Source organism: Photobacterium marinum (genome assembly GCF_000331515.1).
Taxonomy (GTDB): domain Bacteria; phylum Pseudomonadota; class Gammaproteobacteria; order Enterobacterales; family Vibrionaceae; genus Photobacterium; species Photobacterium marinum.
The window spans coordinates 22922-39773 of the sequence record NZ_AMZO01000002.1; the positions used below are offsets into that span (position 1 = coordinate 22922).

General features: G+C 47.9%; 13 protein-coding genes. 8 read left to right on the plus strand and 5 right to left on the minus strand.

Features of this window, described 5'->3' with window-relative positions:
* Positions 1–47 precede the first annotated feature (47 nt).
* The 4 genes from dnaX to C942_RS01500 all read left to right on the plus strand — a co-directional run bounded on the left by dnaX (position 48) and on the right by C942_RS01500 (position 4677).
* Entirely contained in the window at positions 48–2270 is a 2223-nt protein-coding gene (gene dnaX, locus C942_RS01485) for a DNA polymerase III subunit gamma/tau (protein WP_007461676.1), read from the plus strand.
* 28 nt (positions 2271–2298) lie between these two features.
* Positions 2299–2628, plus strand: a complete 330-nt coding sequence (locus C942_RS01490; protein WP_007461677.1) for a YbaB/EbfC family nucleoid-associated protein — start codon at positions 2299–2301, stop codon at positions 2626–2628.
* Positions 2629–2631: 3 nt separating this feature from the next.
* Complete coding sequence (gene recR, locus C942_RS01495) at positions 2632–3234, plus strand: recombination mediator RecR (RefSeq protein ID WP_007461679.1); 603 nt, start codon at positions 2632–2634, stop codon at positions 3232–3234.
* A 396-nt stretch (positions 3235–3630) separates the two neighbouring features.
* Complete coding sequence (locus C942_RS01500; protein WP_007461681.1) at positions 3631–4677, plus strand: porin; 1047 nt, start codon at positions 3631–3633, stop codon at positions 4675–4677.
* A gap of 90 nt (positions 4678–4767) precedes the next feature.
* On the opposite strand, the gene C942_RS01505 is transcribed toward C942_RS01500, so the two are convergent.
* Together C942_RS01505 and C942_RS01510 are read right to left on the minus strand one after the other, a co-directional pair.
* Positions 4768–5316: a regulatory protein ToxS gene (locus C942_RS01505; protein ID WP_007461684.1), complete on the minus strand. Its 549-nt coding sequence runs from the start codon at positions 5314–5316 to the stop codon at positions 4768–4770.
* Positions 5307–6179 carry a winged helix-turn-helix domain-containing protein gene (locus C942_RS01510; protein ID WP_007461686.1) on the minus strand — a complete coding sequence of 291 codons (873 nt, stop codon included), beginning with the start codon at positions 6177–6179 and terminating at the stop codon, positions 5307–5309. Before C942_RS01510 ends, C942_RS01505 begins: the two co-directional genes overlap by 10 nt.
* Positions 6180–6425: 246 nt before the next feature.
* Between C942_RS01510 and htpG the strand changes: the two genes are divergently transcribed.
* The 4 genes from htpG (at position 6426) to C942_RS01530 (ending at position 11697) form a co-directional block, all read left to right on the plus strand.
* Positions 6426–8327, plus strand: a complete 1902-nt coding sequence (gene htpG, locus C942_RS01515) for a molecular chaperone HtpG (RefSeq protein ID WP_007461688.1) — start codon at positions 6426–6428, stop codon at positions 8325–8327.
* Positions 8328–8503: 176 nt separating this feature from the next.
* Positions 8504–9148: an adenylate kinase gene (gene adk / locus C942_RS01520; protein ID WP_007461690.1), complete on the plus strand. Its 645-nt coding sequence runs from the start codon at positions 8504–8506 to the stop codon at positions 9146–9148.
* A gap of 130 nt (positions 9149–9278) precedes the next feature.
* Positions 9279–10259: a ferrochelatase gene (gene hemH / locus C942_RS01525; protein WP_007461692.1), complete on the plus strand. Its 981-nt coding sequence runs from the start codon at positions 9279–9281 to the stop codon at positions 10257–10259.
* Positions 10260–10392: 133 nt separating this feature from the next.
* Complete coding sequence (locus tag C942_RS01530; RefSeq protein WP_007461695.1) at positions 10393–11697, plus strand: inosine/guanosine kinase; 1305 nt, start codon at positions 10393–10395, stop codon at positions 11695–11697.
* Positions 11698–11894: 197 nt separating this feature from the next.
* Here C942_RS01530 and asnB read toward each other — a convergent pair whose 3' ends face one another.
* The 3 genes from asnB to nagC all read right to left on the minus strand — a co-directional run bounded on the left by asnB (position 11895) and on the right by nagC (position 16852).
* The gene (gene asnB, locus C942_RS01535; RefSeq protein ID WP_007461697.1) at positions 11895–13565 is read right to left on the minus strand and encodes an asparagine synthase B; all 1671 of its coding nucleotides are present in this window, start codon (positions 13563–13565) and stop codon (positions 11895–11897) included.
* Positions 13566–13870: 305 nt separating this feature from the next.
* Complete coding sequence (locus C942_RS01540; protein ID WP_007461699.1) at positions 13871–15457, minus strand: cation:proton antiporter family protein; 1587 nt, start codon at positions 15455–15457, stop codon at positions 13871–13873.
* Positions 15458–15637: 180 nt separating this feature from the next.
* On the minus strand, positions 15638–16852 hold the full coding sequence (gene nagC / locus C942_RS01545; RefSeq protein WP_007461701.1) for a DNA-binding transcriptional regulator NagC: 1215 nt from the start codon (positions 16850–16852) through the stop codon (positions 15638–15640).

Here is a 16852-nt window from a genome sequence, read left to right on the forward strand (position 1 = left end):
TCTCCCTGTGCTAGCATTGAGCTCTTGATTTTGTAAGGTTAGTTAACATGAGTTATCAGGTTCTGGCACGGAAGTGGCGACCGCATCACTTTGAGGATGTGGTAGGACAGTCACACGTCTTAACAGCGCTGTCTAATGCGCTTGCCCACAACCGTCTTCATCACGCTTATCTGTTCAGTGGCACCCGAGGTGTTGGTAAAACCACGATAGCCCGTATTTTTGCCAAAGGGCTTAACTGTGAACAGGGTATTACAGATAAACCATGCGGCCAGTGTGAGACTTGTCGTGAAATAGATGAAGGCCGCTTTGTCGATCTGCTAGAGATCGATGCGGCGTCACGGACAAAAGTCGAAGATACCCGCGAGCTATTGGATAACGTCCAGTACAAGCCGGCACGGGGCCGATTTAAGGTGTACCTGATTGACGAGGTTCACATGTTGTCCCGTCACAGTTTCAATGCCTTGCTGAAGACTCTGGAAGAACCGCCTGAGTATGTAAAATTCATTCTGGCGACGACTGATCCGCAAAAGCTGCCGGTGACCATCCTGTCGCGCTGTCTGCAGTTCCACCTCAAACATCTTGATAATACTCAGATCCAGTCTCAGCTTGAGAATGTTCTGGGTCAGGAACAGGTTGAATTTGAACTTCGCGCTCTGAGTTTGCTGGCCCGTGCTGCTGAAGGCAGTATGCGTGATGCGCTCAGTTTGACTGATCAGGCGATTGCGCTTGGCAATGGCAAGGTGAGTGCCGATTCGGTTTCTGCCATGCTGGGAACCCTGAATACAGACCAGGCGCTGTATTTGCTGGAAGCGATGGCCAATGGACAAGCTGAGCCTGCGATGGCTGCGCTTGAAGAACTGGCTGGTGTTGGCGTGGAGTGGGACAGCCTGCTGCGTGAGCTTGCAGCCCAGCTTCACCGTGTGGCAATGTACCAGGCCTTGCCTGCAGCGCTGGATGACAGTGCACCGGATGCAGATCGTGTAATCACACTTAGCAAAGAACTGTCACCTCAGGATGTGCAGCTTTGCTATCAGATCGCTTTGCAGGGACGCCAGGATTTGGTTTATGCGCCGGACGGCCGCACAGGCCTAGAAATGGTTTTGCTGCGCATGCTGGCATTCCGTCCGGTTTCCGGTCAGGGAATCATGCCTCAGCCTGTTGCCGTACCTGCGACACAGCCTCAGGCTCCAATGCAACCGACTCAACCTGTGTCTCATGCGCCGAATCAGGCTTCTCAGGGACAGCAAGGTATGCAGCGGGTGCAGGCGCTCAAAGCGCAGATGCAGGGTGCACAGCCACAACAACAGGCGGCTCAGCCTCAGCATACAACTCAGCCTGGACTGCAACAGCAGCCCTCGGCTCCTGTTAACCAACCGGCACAGTATTCGCAATCAGCTCCGGCACAACCGAATGTTTCGCAGCCTGCGCCGTCGATGCCGCCTGAAATGCCTCCGCATATGGCTCCGCACCAGGAGGCGGAGCCGCAGGTTCAGCAAAATGTACCGCCACAAACTCAGGCCAGACCTTCGTCTCCGGCTTCCGGTTTGTTGGCCGCAAGAAACAAACTGCGTAGTCAGACCAAGCGCGGTAACGGGGAACAGTCTTCAGTAAAAAAGACTGAATCGGCGCCAGCTAAAAAAGTCGCAACGAATGTGCTAGATCGGATTGCCAGCAAGCATCAGGATCAGCCAGCTCCGGTTTCCGGAGCACCAGCGATGCCAGCGCCGGACGCACCTGTAATGCAGGCGAATACTGCGGTTGAAGAGTACCAATGGAAACCTCAGGCTCGTCCTGAAATTGCTGAGAAGAAGCCGGAAGTGGATCCGGCGACTTTAAAGCGGGCGCTGGAGCATGAAAAAACGCCTGAGATGGCGAAACAGCTTGTCAAAGAAGCGGCAAATCAGGATAGTTGGTCAGATTTAGTGACTAAGCTAAACGTAGGGCGTATGGTTCAACAGCTGGCATTAAACTCGGCGTTTGAACAAAATGGCGGGAACGTGACTCTGTTCCTGCGTCATTCGCAGAAGCACCTGGATACACCTAAGGCGCGCGAGCAGCTGGTACCTGCGTTGTCCGAGCTTCTTGAAGGCCCGGTAGAGCTGACAATTGAATTAAGTGATAAAGGCCGCTCGCCACTGGAATGGCGTGAGGCGATTTATCATCAGAAACTGGATCAGGCAAAACAGAGTTTGCTCAGTGATCCGAACGTGAACTTCATCTGCCAGCGGTTTGCAGCCGTATTGGATGAAGATAGCGTGAGACCCTTATAGATTAACCAGACCAATAGAGAGAGAAAATATGTTTGGTAAAGGCGGTATGGCTAACATGATGAAGCAGGCGCAGCAGATGCAAGAGCGCATGCAGAAGATGCAGGAAGAAATCGCAAATATGGAAGTAACCGGTGAGTCTGGTGCTGGCCTTGTGAAAGTAACGATCACTGGTAGCCACAGTGTGCGTCGTGTTGAGCTGGATGAAAGCCTGATGGAAGACGACAAAGATATGCTGGAAGATCTGATTGCGGCAGCTTTCAATGATGCTGCTCGTCGTGTTGAAGAAGCGCAGAAAGAGAAAATGGCTAGCGTTACAGGTGGCATGAACCTGCCAGCTGGCTTCAAGATGCCATTCTAATCAATGCGTACCAGTCTTCTGCTGGAGCAGCTAATGGAGGCTTTACGCTGTTTGCCCGGGGTTGGTCCCAAGTCAGCACAGCGTATGGCCTTCAGTCTGCTACAGCGCAATCGTCAGGGCGGTTTGCAGCTTGCAGATGCCCTGAACAAGGCAATGACGGAAATCGGCCATTGCCAGAGCTGTCGTACTTTCACTGAAGAAGACACCTGCGCGATTTGTGCTAATCCGCGACGTCAGGAAAATGGCCAGATCTGCGTAGTTGAGAGTCCGGCTGATATCGTTGCCATTGAGGCGACAGGTCAGTTTTCGGGGCGTTACTTTGTCCTGATGGGGCACTTGTCTCCGCTGGACGGCATTGGTCCTTCAGACATCGGTCTGGATATGCTTGAGCAGCGTTTGCAGAATGAGCAGATTGCCGAGCTGATTCTTGCTACCAACCCGACTGTGGAAGGTGAAGCGACTGCACACTATATTGCAGAGCTATGTAGTGAGTATGGTATTCCGGCAACGCGTATTGCTCACGGTGTCCCTGTCGGCGGTGAACTTGAACTGGTCGATGGTACTACTCTGTCTCACTCTTTTGCGGGACGTCACAAGCTCTATTAAGTTTGCAGATTGCTCTTCAAACTGTTTTGAAAAATGCCAACTGACAGAATTATCTGGAGGTTGGTATTTTTTTGTCTTTTCGAAATTAAACCCGTTCTTTCAATAGCTTAAATTTTAGTTGTTTTAGTTCTTTAAAGACGCCTTTAGTTTTTAGCTCTGGTTAATTTCTAACTCGTTCTATATAAATAATATTTCAGGCTGTTTTTCTTCATAACTCATTGTTATTTCGTATTTAATTATTTCATCTCGGAACTATCTGAGCTGTCGGGAACTGGCCATCTCCATCATGTGGTGAAGAGGTCTGTTATCCGGCTTAAAGGATAAAAATACAAAAGCAGACCTGCATTTCTTACTCCAACAGAGGGTAAAGCAGGGGTGGAATTATTAGGAGTAACCATGAAAAAAACAGTAGTTGCAGCCGTAATTGGTTCAGTGGTCGCAAGTGCATCGGCAATGGCTGCCGAAGTCTATAAGTCAGATGAACTGTCTGTGAATGCCTACGGTAACCTGCGTGCCCGTTATGAGACTACAGATAACGGTGTAATGGGGGCGGACAGCACGTTCACTGGCGAGGGTACAGAGCTTGGCCTGGGTGTGACTTACTTCCTGCAAGATGGCCTGTACGTAAACGGTGATGTTCTGAGTGAGATGAACATTATCCCTGAAGACGGTGACGGTAATGATGATGACAGCTTCCTGAAGTTCGGCTCGATTGCCCTTGGCGGTGACTTCGGTGAGTTTCGTATCGGTCGTATGTCAGCGATTCAGGATACATTGGCTGGCCAATACGATATCTCTTGGGAGTACGCTGGTACGGCGAACATCAAAGATGACGCGTATGCGACTGATCGCCTGACAAATGGCTTCCAGTACAAATACGATATGGCACCTTATGGTCTGACTATGATGGTTCAGTACCACACGGGTGATGAAGGTGTTGATGCCTCCGGTAATGCAAATCCGAACAACGGTGAGCTGGGTATCGATCAGGCATATGCTCTGGGTGTGGCATGGGAATCTGAGTTCGGTCTGGGTCTGTCCGGTACTTACACATACTCTGAGCGTACTAAGCAGGACGTGAAGTATGGCGGTGATGACGATACATCATGGACTTTGAACGCCACCTATCGTATCCAGGAGCTGTCTCTGGCTGCAATGTACTCTGATTACGACTTTGCCGGTAATGAGCAGACAGGTATCGGTGCCATGGCTCGCTACGACCTGCCGGTAGGTATTGGTCTGTACGGTATTTATGATTACGTTGATTATGACACTGATGACAATACGCTGGATCAGTACACAATCGGTGCTGATTACTGGTTGAACGACAGCGTTGTGTCTTACATGGAATACGCAGATATGAGCTACGATAAGCAGAGCTCAAACGGTGAGACTTTCCAGGATGACAGCGCGTTTACTATCGGTATGCGTGTGTACTTCTAAGCTTCTGACAATCTGAATAAAGAGCTTAGTTTTAAATAATAGGAATGTTCATTGTCTTGGGGGAAGCGGATGCTTCCCCCCTTTTTTGTTTTACAGCGAGTAAAGAATATTTGAACCGTAGGTCAGACTGGTCAGCAACAATGATTTTTCATTAATCACATCAATTCGACGGCTTTGCTGAGCATCCATACGGAAAACTTGCTTGATCACAGCCAGGTGATGCTTCTTGAAGTCTTCATTCTTGCCGGAAGTAATGTCTTTAAACTCAAGTGGTTCAGTCAGCAGATAACCACCACTGACATCCCAGTTACCGGACTCAGAAATGTGAAGCGTCAGTGGTTGCTCATTATCACTGAACAGTCTGAGCTGGGTAATCCGAGAGTAGGAGTGGTTAGGCAGGTAAACCACATGGCTGGTTTGTTCAACCCGGCGCAACATGCCAAGTTCATCCAGCTGAGTTGGTTGGATTCGGCTAACCGAAGTAGATAACCATTCACGTGACATCAGAAGCTGTTCCTGCTTGTAATCGCTGGAGAAATATAGCCAGGTGCTGAATATTGCTGACAGCGCCAGGATGACGAATGCCCAGTACCGTTTGATGAAAGATGGCATTAGTTCACGTTTGTTAATTACTGACATAGCTGAGTATTGTCCTCATGGCTTGTTAGTAAACGCAGAGTTACGTTTTCTGATGGCTCAGACGGGCTGTGAATGTAGTTGAGCCATAGCTGTTTGTTCTGTCCGCCTGTCGCGATGACCTCTATCGGGCGAGCTCCGCTCTCATGGTATTGAAGGTAATTTTGTACACAGCTGGTGATCATCGTGCTCCACTGAGAAACGGATGGATGATTTTTCGGTGTCAGTATCTGGACACTGTCGACTTCCAGTAGCGGCTCAAAAGCAGCAGACTTTGGCGGCACACTCATATTTACCAAGATAGGAAACAGGCAGGCGATAAGAATTGCGATGCCACTGAGCAGGTTCAGGTTGGCTTTTGTGCTATGCGGCTTAGCTTTAGCTGCTGGGATAGTCCTGGCAATATCTGTCGCATTTTGTACCGGTGGCACTGATGCTGGCTGTAAGCTGCCTGATTCCGGTTCAGCTGAGTCAGAGAGGTTTTTCTTATAGTTCGGCTCGACGACAGCTTCAACTTTTGCGCTGAATTGCTCAATAACGGCAATCATTTGATAGCCACGTTTCGGCACCGTTTTAATAAATTCCGGTGATTTAGTGGAATCTTTCAGGGCTTTGCGAAGGGTTGAAATTGCCTGGGTCAGGCTGGAATCATCAACTTCAAAGCCTTGCTCACGCCAGACATAGTCGTGCAGGCGATTGCGGGGAATGATCGCCCCTGGCTCTTCGATGAGCAGGCTCAAAGCCCGGCTTTCATTACTGCCAAGCCGGGTTAGTTCGTCGTTTTCAAATTGGTCTATAAGGCTGTTGTCATATGGATCGAATATAAATCGATTCCCAATCAGAAACTTATTAGAAGCGTTATTCATTGTAAGCACCAATGGTACAGTTGAGCAGCATATATATCATCAGTTCCCTGAATCTGATCTGAATATAAATAATGATAAGAATTGGCTGAAAAAATCTAAAGTCGGTATTTTAGGTTGAAATTACCGGTAGTGACCATATCTATGTAATGAATTGTTATAAATTGCGTAATATACCCGGGCACTTCTTGATATTGGTTAAGCAAAAAATCAGTTGGGGCTTGGGTATACAACTATTACGGAGTTGAAATGAGCGAACAAACTACCCACAAAAACAAAGAAACGCGCGGCTTTCAGTCAGAAGTAAAACAGCTGCTGCACCTGATGATCCACTCACTGTATTCAAATAAAGAGATCTTTTTACGTGAGTTGATTTCCAACGCATCTGATGCCGCAGACAAACTGCGTTTCCGTGCACTATCACAATCTGATTTGTATGAAAACGATGCTGAACTTGGCGTTAAGCTGTCATACAACGAAGAAGCGGGTACGCTTACCGTAAGTGATAATGGTATTGGTATGACCCGCGATGAGGTGATTGAACATCTTGGTACCATTGCTAAATCTGGCACTAAAGATTTCTTTGCCAAGCTGAGTGAAGAAGAGACCAAAGACTCGCAACTGATCGGCCAGTTTGGTGTTGGTTTTTATTCTGCATTTATTGTTGCTGATGCGGTAACTGTAAATACTCGTGCTGCCGGAACCCCAGCTGATCAGGCTGTACGCTGGCATTCAACCGGTGAAGGTGATTACTCGGTTGAAGATATCGAGAAAGCAGGCCGTGGTACCGAGATCATTCTGCATCTGCGTGAAGAAGAAAAAGAGTTTCTGAGCGAGTACCGCCTGCGCGATATCATCGGTAAATACTCAGACCATATCGGTATCCCAGTACAGATTCAGACTGCCGAACGTGATGAGGAAGGCAAGGAAACAGGCAATAAGAAGTGGGAGCAGATCAACAAGGCACAAGCCTTGTGGACCCGTAATAAGTCTGACATTACCGACGAAGAGTATCAGGAATTCTATAAGCATGTTTCCCATGACTTTGCAGAACCGCTGATCTGGAGTCACAACCGTGTGGAAGGTAAACAGGATTACACCAGCCTGTTGTATATTCCTTCAAAAGCGCCGTGGGATATGTACAACCGCGATAGTAAACATGGTTTGAAGCTTTATGTGCAGCGCGTGTTCATTATGGACGATGCGCAGCAGTTTATGCCGTCTTACCTGCGCTTTATGCGTGGTTTGATTGACTCGAATGATCTGCCATTGAACGTATCCCGTGAAATCCTGCAGGACAACAAAGTCACTCAGTCATTGCGCAAAGCTTGTACCAAGCGTGCACTGACGATGATGGAACGTTTGGCGAACAATGATGCTGAAAAATACCAGACACTGTGGGATGAATTCGGTCAGGTACTGAAAGAAGGCCCGGCAGAAGATTTCGCTAACCGTGACAAGATTGCCAAATTGTTGCGTTTTAGCTCAACCCATACTGACAGCACCGAGCAGAACGTATCTCTGGCTGCTTATGTTGAGCGTATGAAAGAAGGCCAGGATAAGATTTACTACCTGACAGCAGATACTTTCACCGCAGCGAAAAACAGCCCACACCTGGAGCAGTTCCGAGCGAAAGGCCTGGAAGTGCTGCTGATGCATGATCGTATTGATGAGTGGCTGATGGGTAACTTGCCGGAGTTTGACGGTAAGGCATTCCAGGCGATTACCAAGGCTGATCTGGACCTGTCCACGTTCGAAGACGAGGAAGAGAAAGAGAAGCACAAAGAGACAGAAGAAGCATTCCAGTCTGTGATTGAACGCACAAAATCATACTTGGGTGAGCGTGTTCAGGATGTTCGTGCGACATTTAAGCTGCATGATACGCCAGCCGTTGTTGTGACCGGTGAACACGAAATGGGTACACAAATGGCGAAGCTGCTGGCGGCAGCGGGTCACGAAGCTCCGGAAGTGAAATACATTCTTGAGCTGAACCCTGAACACAAACTGGTTAACAAGATGGCTGATGAAGCTGATGAAGAGCAATTTGGCCTTTGGGTTGAAATGCTGCTGGGCCAGGCTCTGTTGGCGGAACGCGGCTCTGTTGAAGACCCGTCTCAATTCCTGTCTGCGGTTAACAAACTGCTGGCATAACAGGGTTGGAAAATCGGTTTGACCAAGGGGCTTATCGATGTTTTTGTCAGCATCAAATACCATCCTGATAAAGCATGAAATTGCAGCCCGGTCAGTGTGCCGGGCTTGCTACATCAGGCTAATCAGTGTATTTTTCATTTTTTTGCAAAACTCCATTTTATTAAAAGGGGATCAAAATGCGCATCATCCTTCTGGGCGCTCCAGGTGCCGGTAAAGGTACTCAGGCTCAATTCATCATGGAGAAATTTGGTATTCCTCAAATTTCAACTGGTGACATGCTACGTGCTGCAATTAAAGCGGGTACTGAACTAGGCAAGCAAGCTAAAGCTGTTATCGATGCTGGTCAGCTAGTATCTGATGACATCATCCTGGGTCTGGTTAAAGAGCGCATCGCTGAAGAAGATTGTGCAAATGGCTTCCTGCTGGACGGTTTCCCTCGCACAATTCCTCAGGCTGACGGCCTGAAAGAAATTGGCGTAAACGTAGATTACGTTATCGAGTTTGACGTTCCTGACCAAGTTATCGTTGAGCGTATGGCTGGCCGTCGTGCGCACCTGCCTTCAGGTCGTACATACCACGTTGTTTACAACCCGCCTAAAGTTGAAGGCAAAGATGACGTAACTGGTGAAGATCTTGTTGTTCGTGACGACGACAAAGAAGAAACAGTACGTGCTCGCCTGGGTGTATACCACGATCAAACTGCACCACTGATTGCTTACTACGGCAAAGAAGCTGAAGCAGGTAACACAACTTACCTGAAATTCGACGGTACTCAGACTGTTGAAGCTGTTAGCGCAGAACTGGAAAAAGCACTGGCTTAATCGCATAGATAAGCGATTAAACGAAAGTGACAGACGGGTTGGCCCTGAGGCCGGCCCGTTTTTTTATGGGTGTTCAGTTTAGCCTAAAGCTGTTAAAGTTTTGATATGTCAGCACTTAACGAAGCATACTATGAGCCAGAAAAGCAATAACAATAAATATGGGGTGTTACTGGTTAATCTTGGCACTCCTGATGAAGCCTCCCCGGCGGCAGTGAAACGTTTCTTGTCTGAATTTTTGCATGATCAGCGTGTGGTCGATCTTACCCGCTGGTTATGGTGCCCAATCCTGCACGGTGTGATCCTGCCGGTCCGTTCACCGAAAGTTGCCAAATTGTACCAGTCTGTCTGGATGGATGAAGGTTCACCGTTAATGGTGTATTCGCGCCGCCAGCAGAAGCAGCTTGGTGCTAAGCTTGGAATTCAGGTTGAGTTGGGAATGACTTACGGTAACCCAAGTATTCTTTCCGGTCTTGACAGCCTTAAGCAGCAAGGTTGCGACAGGGTGCTGGTATTGCCGCTTTATCCGCAGTATTCACGAACTACAACGGCGGCGGTTTTCGATAAAGTTGCCAAAGTACTAAAACAGCGCGCAGAAATTCCTGAGTTGCGTTTTGTTAATCAGTACTTTGACCATCCTGATTATATTTCGGCGCTGGCGGGCTCGGTGACAGATTTCTGGAATAAGCATGGTAAGCCGGATTACCTGCTGTGTTCCTATCATGGTATCCCCAAACGTTATGCTGATAACGGTGATCCTTATCCGGAGCACTGTAACGGTACAACGGCTTTGCTGGCTGACGCTCTGGATATGCCGCGCGAAAAAATGAGTATGAGCTATCAGTCAATTTTCGGTAGGGAAGAGTGGCTAAAGCCTTATACGGATAAGACCATTGAAGAGTTGGCTAAAAAAGGCGTTAAGCGTCTGGATGTGATGTGCCCGGCGTTTTCTGTTGATTGTCTCGAAACACTGGAAGAAATCGCTGAACAGTGCAAAGAGATCTTCTTGGAAGCCGGAGGGAAAGAATTTAATCTGATCCCTTGCCTGAACGATAACCCGGCCCATATCAATATGATGGCAGCGCTGGTGGAACAACACTGTCAGGGCTGGTAACGACTTGTAAAGGCTGTACTCAAAACTTTCCTTAAAAAAAGTTGAAGCTCTCAAAAAGTGTGAGAGCTTTTTCTTTTCTGTTCTATATTCTGTGATAGAATTCGCAAAATTTCCCAACAGACAGCTCATTAACATGAAATTTCCAGGTCAAAGAAAATCAAAGCATTATTTTCCAGTACATGCGCGTGATCCTCTTCTGAGTCAAACCAAACAAGAAAAACGTCTGACGCGTACCCATGTGGTAGGGATCGATCAGACTTTGGTTGATATCGAAGCGTGTGTCGATGATGAATTCCTGGATCGTTATGAGCTGAGTAAAGGTCACTCTCTGGTTATTACCGACGAGAAAGCAGAAGCCCTGTATCAGGAGCTGAAAGAAAATGATCTGATCAGCCATGAATTTGCCGGTGGTACAATCGGTAATACCCTGCACAACTACTCGGTACTGGCTGATGACCGTTCAGTACTTCTGGGTGTGATGAGTAAAGATATTGAAATCGGCAGCTATGCTTACCGCTATCTTTGCAACACATCAAGCCGCATGGATATGAACCACCTGCAGCCTGTTGAAGGTCCTATTGGTCGTTGTTTTGCCCTGATTTCCAAAGAAGGTGAGCGTACCTTTGCAATCAACGAAGGTCGTATGAACCAGCTTTGCCCGAACAGCATTCCTGAGTCAGTGTTTGAGCGTGCATCTGCACTGGTTCTGACTGCGTACTTGGTTCGCTGTAAAGATGGTGACCCGATGCCTGAAGCAACCATGCGTGCTATCGAATATGCGAAAAAGCATGATGTTCCGGTTGTACTGACACTGGGTACTAAGTTTGTAATCGAAGACGATCCACAGTGGTGGCGTGATTTCCTGCGTGATCACGTATCAGTGGTTGCGATGAACGAAGACGAAGCAGAAGCGCTGACCGGCATCGCGGATCCGCTGATGGCTTCTGAAAAAACGCTGGAGTGGGTTGACCTGGTTCTTTGTACTGCCGGACCTGTTGGTCTGTACACTGCTGGCTACACTGAAAATTCAGCTAAGCGTGAAACCAGCCTGCCACTGCTACCGGGTGAAATCCCAGAATTCAACCGCTACGAATTCAGCCGTCCGATGATCAAGAAAGATTGTAGCGATCCGATCAAGGTATTCTCGCATATCGCGCCATACATGGGTGGACCAGAGCGAATCAAGAATACTAACGGTGCTGGTGACGGTGCACTGTCTGCACTGCTGCATGATATGGCTGCAAATCGTTACCACAAAGAGAATGTGCCTAAGTCGAGCAAGCATCAGTATAACTACCTGACTTATTCTTCTTTCTCTCAGGTATGTCTGTACTCTAACCGTGTAAGTTACGAGGTACTGGCGCAGCACTCTCCACGTCTTTCTCGTTGTCTGCCTGAGCGTGAAGATAGCCTGGAAGAAGCATACTGGGAACGTTAATTCCTGCTCTTTGTCCTTGAAAAAATAGTTTTGAGCAAGTGATTCGCCGTAATAGACAGAAAAACCGCCGGAAGGCGGTTTTTTTATGTTTGTACATCAGTCATTAATTGAGTAGAGATAAACACTTATCGCTACTTTTAATATAAAAAAGCGGGAACCATTGGTTCCCGCTTAAGTTTTGTTTCAGAAACTGATACTTATTTGTCGTACGCTTCGTTGTGAACGGCTGCTACGGCACGGCCTGATGGATCGGCGCTGTTCTTGAAGCTTTCATCCCACTCAATTGCTTTAGCGCTTGAGCATGCGATTGAAGGTCCGCCCGGAACACATTTCGCAGCATCAGCCAGCGGGAACAGCTCTTCGAAGATCTCACGGTACATGTAGCCTTCTTTTGTCGTTGGCGTGTTGTACGGGAAGCGGAACTTCGCTGTTTCAAGTTGTTGCTCAGTAATCTTAGCTTCTGCAACTTCTCGCAGGGTATCAATCCAGCTGTAACCTACACCATCAGAGAACTGTTCTTTCTGACGCCATGCCACTGATTCTGGCAGGTAGTGACCGAAACATTCACGGATGATGTGTTTTTCCATTTTGCCGCCGCCACACATCTTGTCTTCAGGGTTCAGGCGCATTGCCACTTCCAGGAATTCCTTATCCAGGAATGGTACGCGTGCTTCGATACCCCATGCAGCCATCGACTTGTTGGCACGGGCACAGTCAAACATGTTCAGCGCAAGCAGCTTACGAACGGTTTCTTCATGGAACTCTTTCGCGTTTGGTGCTTTGTGGAAGTACAGGTAGCCACCGAATACTTCGTCTGCACCTTCGCCGGAAAGTACCATCTTGATACCCATAGCGCGGATTTTACGTGACATCAGGTACATCGGTGTTGATGCACGGATAGTTGTCACATCATAAGTTTCGATGTGGTAAATCACATCGCGGATTGCATCCAAACCTTCCTGAATGGTGTAAGTCAGCTCGTGGTGAACGGTACCGATATGGTCGGCAACTTCTTTAGCTGCTTTAAGATCAGGTGCACCTTCAAGGCCGATAGCAAAAGAGTGCAGGGTTGGCCACCAGGCTTCTGATTGCTCGTCATCTTCGATTCGGCGAGCAGCAAATTTCTTAGTAATCGCTGAGATAACTGATGAATCCAAGCCACCGGATAGCAGTACACCGTAAGGTACGTCTGTCATCAGTTGACGTTTAACCGCGCCTTCCAGGGCTTCAGCCAGTTCAACTTTATCTGTTTTCGCTTCGGCTACGCTGTCGTATTCCATCCAGTCACGTTTGTAGTAACGAACTGGCTCGCCTTTCTTGCTCCACAGGTAGTGACCTGGAGGGAATTCACTGATGCTCTTACAAACCGGAACCAGGGCTTTCATTTCAGAAGCAACATAGTAGTTACCGTGCTCATCGTAGCCGTGGTAAAGCGGGATGATACCAATATGATCACGGCCGATCAGGTAAGCATCTTCTACTTCATCGTACAGGATGAAACCGAAAATACCGTTCAGGTAATCCAGCAGTTCAGGGCCTTTCTCTTTGTACAATGCCAGGATGATTTCGCAGTCAGATTGGGTCTGGAAAGGGTAGTCCGGTGCGAATTCCGCTTCGAGTTCTTTGTGGTTGTAGATCTCACCGTTAACAGCAAGGGCATGTGTTTTATCGGCGTTATACAGAGGCTGCTCACCGCTGTTCAGGTCAACGATAGCCAGGCGTTCGTGCACTAGGATCGCTTTGTCTGATGAATAGATGCCTGACCAGTCAGGGCCGCGATGGCGCATTTTTTTAGACATTTCCAGTGCGGTTTCACGCAATGCTGCTGCATCGCTTTTAATGTCTAAGATACCAAAAATTGAACACATACTTCCCACTCCAACTTTAAATTGCTTGTTGCTGTCCCTGAATTTCTTGGCGAGTAAGTTCCATGTGTAAGGAACTTACTATTCGGGCTTAGAACCTTGCCTCGCCGTTCTTGATTTTTAAAATTGCGTATTCAGCAAATAAATGCAACCAGAAACCTTAATTCAATTAAAGAAAAGGCTTTGCGGTGAATTTTATTTAATAAAATTGGATTTAAATGAATTTCATCTAATATTGGTTGGTGTTTTGAGCAGAAAAACGAACGGCAGCCGAAGCTGCCGTTGGAAGAAAAGAACAGAATAATGCGCTAGAGAGGCTTTATTTGAGGTGATAAATGTTCGCAAACATGACGGGCAAAGCCGCTGCCGGCCTCATTGTAGATGTTGAAAGCGGCATCAACCCCCATTTCATTCAGCAGATCCACATCATCACTGTATTTCGCAATAGCTGCGATTTTACCTTGGTAATTGCGTTCGCGGATTTGTTCAAGTGCAAAGCTGTTGGCCTGGCTGTGTGGCATCGCCAGCAAAATGAGCTCGGTATTGTGGCGGGAGATGACTCTAGCCCAAAAGTCGGGGTCAGTTGCATCGCCATGAATCACGTTACGTCCTTCATCGCGATGGCCTTGTACTGAGTCTTCACGGGTTTCAATACCGATAACTTGTTGGCCATAGCGTTGAACCAGTTCGTCATAGGCTCCGGTACCGATACGTCCCATCCCGAGGATCATGATCTTCTTGTCACCAAGGTCGATAAGACGATCGCCTGCGTTCAGTTTTTCCGGTTCATATTCTTTGAGCCATTTTGAGGCATCTTTATAGATGCGGTGACTGATACTGTTCAGCGGCGCAGCAAGCAGGAAGGAAATGGAAACCGCAATAGCGATGGCAACCAGGAAGCTGCCCGGCAGAAGCCCCATGTTGTAGGCCAAACCGCTCACAATTAGGCCGAATTCACTGTAGTTGAACAGAGTCAGGGTCCCCAGTAGTGAAGTACGGACCCGGAACCGGAAAAGGTTGAAGATAACGTAGTAGAGCACGCCTTTGATCGGCAGCAGCAGAATAAAGACCATGGCCATGAGGAAGCCGTTAACGGTTGGTTCTTCTGACAAGCCGATGTTGAGGAAAAAACAAACTAACAGTAGTTCTTTCAGGTTGAATAAAGATTTGGATAACTCTGAAGCTTTCGGGTGAGCTGCCAGCATCATCCCCATAATCAGAGCCCCCAGGTCAGCTTTCATGCCAACGGCTTCAAATAAACCGGCTCCGGCGACCAGCGCCAGGAAGATACCGTACAATACCAGCATTTCACCGTGACCGGCCCGATCAAGGATCTTAAACAGAGAAGGGCGTAGCAACGGCAGGGCAAACAATCCCAGAGCGGTAATTTCAGGAATTTTTCCGGTAGAAACCGTCAGGAAAATTACCGCAAAGACATCCTGCATTACCAGAATACCGATTGCCAGTGTGCCGTAGGTGGCATTCAGTTCACCTTTCTCCTGTAGTGCTTTGATGGCAAATACGGTGCTGGAGAAGGAGAGTGCAAAGGCCAGCAGAGCAAGCTGCATGATATCGAGTTCAACCAGCATACCAATGCCCAGCTGTTTAAGCGCAAGCAGTATCAGGGTGAATAAACCGGTTGAAAGCAAATTGTGCAAGGTTGCACCGCCCCAGATTTCTTTGGCGAGCAAGGTTTTTACATCGAGCTTCAGTCCGATCGAGAACAGCAATAGGGTGACCCCTAAATCTGCCAGTGACGTTAGGACTTCTGTGGAATGATAGCCAGCGCTATTGAGAGCAAAGCCGGCAATCAGAAATCCCACTAGCGGTGGGAGCTTACACCTGAGTGCAATGAAGCCTGCCAGAAAGGCGGCAATAATATAAACAAGTTCCATAATGAGCTTAGCAATCCTTTCTTATGGTCTTGGTGGGATGCTGGTACAGCAGTTATTGTTGCAATATAACACAAGGGGCATGTATCTGTCTGATACATGCCCCTTGGCGCTATTCTGAGTAAGCCTGATTAACTATTCGTGACGATCTCTTCCATCTTCATCTGAGTGCAGTCTGACACCTTAATCTTCCAGTAAACGTTGTAGAAGAACGCCGTTAAGCATCGCACGTTTGATCATTGAGAAGGCGCCAATCGTCGGTTGGTTATAAAGTTCTGATTCAACAATGGGTAAATCTTTGTTGAATGTAGACAGAGATTGAGTCTCAATGCAGCGACGAATAGCCGGGAACACGACATCTTTGGCTTGGGTGATATCGCCTGCAATTACAATCTTTTGCGGGTTAAACAGATTGATGGTCATTGCTAGTGCTTTACCAAGTTGATTACCGACTTTGATCAATGCCTGGCTGGCAAGCTCATCACCTTTGTTTGCAGCTTCACAAATAGCAGGCATTGTTACGTCTTCAAGTTCTTGTAGGCTGCTTTGGTAACCTTGATCCAGTAGCTTCTGAACGTGAGTAATAATAGCCGGATTAGAAGCAACAGTTTCAAGACAACCGAAGTTGCCACACTGGCATTTATCACCCAAAGGATCGATTTGGATGTGACCAATTTCACCGACGTTACGGTTATGGCCAAGGAATACCTGTCCGTTAACGATAATACCGGCACCGGTACCGTGATGGACACTGACCAGGATAGAGTCAACACAGTCCTGGCTGGCACCAAAATAATGTTCAGCCAAAGCTAAGCCACGAATGTCATTACCGACAAAGCAGGAAACGCCAAACTTCTCACTGATGATTTCAGAAAGCGGGAATCGGTCAACTGAAATATGCGGCATGTATTCGATAATGCCATTTTCAGGGTCAATCAGGCCCGGCAGGGTAATACCAAATGCAACCAGTTCGCGCATGACTCCCTGGTTTTCACCAATAAACTGGCGAATGTGGTTAAGTAACCCGTCGGTCAACTCTTGTTGATTGGTATAGATAAATTGATGTGCTGTACCGGCAAGGTGTTTGCCGCTCAGATCAAATAAAGAAAGCTCAATGTAATCACGTCCAAGGCGGATCGCAATTGAGTGGAATGGGGCTGACTCTGTGGTCAGCGAGATAGCACGTCGACCACCGGTCGATGCTTGCTGCGCGACCTCTTTGATCAGGCCGCGCTCAAGCAATTGGCGGGTGATTTTAGTAACACTTGCTGGGGCCAGCTGACTGACATCAGCAACCTGAATGCGTGATATAGGGCCTTGCAAGTCAATGAGTCTGTAAACAGCTGCACTGTTCAGCTGCTTTACCAGATCGACATTACCAATTTGTCCGCCTGTCAT

What these genes read in the sequence shown, in the direction of transcription:
- recR (WP_007461679.1), top strand. Translation starts at nt 2,632, where the DNA reads ATGCGTACCAGTCTTCTGCTGGAGCAGCTAATGGAGGCTTTACGCTGT.
- C942_RS01505 (WP_007461684.1), bottom strand. Translation starts at nt 5,316, where the DNA reads ATGTCAGTAATTAACAAACGTGAACTAATGCCATCTTTCATCAAACGG.
- C942_RS01510 (WP_007461686.1), bottom strand. Translation starts at nt 6,179, where the DNA reads ATGAATAACGCTTCTAATAAGTTTCTGATTGGGAATCGATTTATATTC.
- C942_RS01490 (WP_007461677.1), top strand. Translation starts at nt 2,299, where the DNA reads ATGTTTGGTAAAGGCGGTATGGCTAACATGATGAAGCAGGCGCAGCAG.
- htpG (WP_007461688.1), top strand. Translation starts at nt 6,426, where the DNA reads ATGAGCGAACAAACTACCCACAAAAACAAAGAAACGCGCGGCTTTCAG.
- adk (WP_007461690.1), top strand. Translation starts at nt 8,504, where the DNA reads ATGCGCATCATCCTTCTGGGCGCTCCAGGTGCCGGTAAAGGTACTCAG.
- asnB (WP_007461697.1), bottom strand. Translation starts at nt 13,565, where the DNA reads ATGTGTTCAATTTTTGGTATCTTAGACATTAAAAGCGATGCAGCAGCA.
- C942_RS01500 (WP_007461681.1), top strand. Translation starts at nt 3,631, where the DNA reads ATGAAAAAAACAGTAGTTGCAGCCGTAATTGGTTCAGTGGTCGCAAGT.
- C942_RS01540 (WP_007461699.1), bottom strand. Translation starts at nt 15,457, where the DNA reads ATGGAACTTGTTTATATTATTGCCGCCTTTCTGGCAGGCTTCATTGCA.
- nagC (WP_007461701.1), bottom strand. Translation starts at nt 16,852, where the DNA reads ATGACAGGCGGACAAATTGGTAATGTCGATCTGGTAAAGCAGCTGAAC.
- hemH (WP_007461692.1), top strand. Translation starts at nt 9,279, where the DNA reads ATGAGCCAGAAAAGCAATAACAATAAATATGGGGTGTTACTGGTTAAT.
- dnaX (WP_007461676.1), top strand. Translation starts at nt 48, where the DNA reads ATGAGTTATCAGGTTCTGGCACGGAAGTGGCGACCGCATCACTTTGAG.
- C942_RS01530 (WP_007461695.1), top strand. Translation starts at nt 10,393, where the DNA reads ATGAAATTTCCAGGTCAAAGAAAATCAAAGCATTATTTTCCAGTACAT.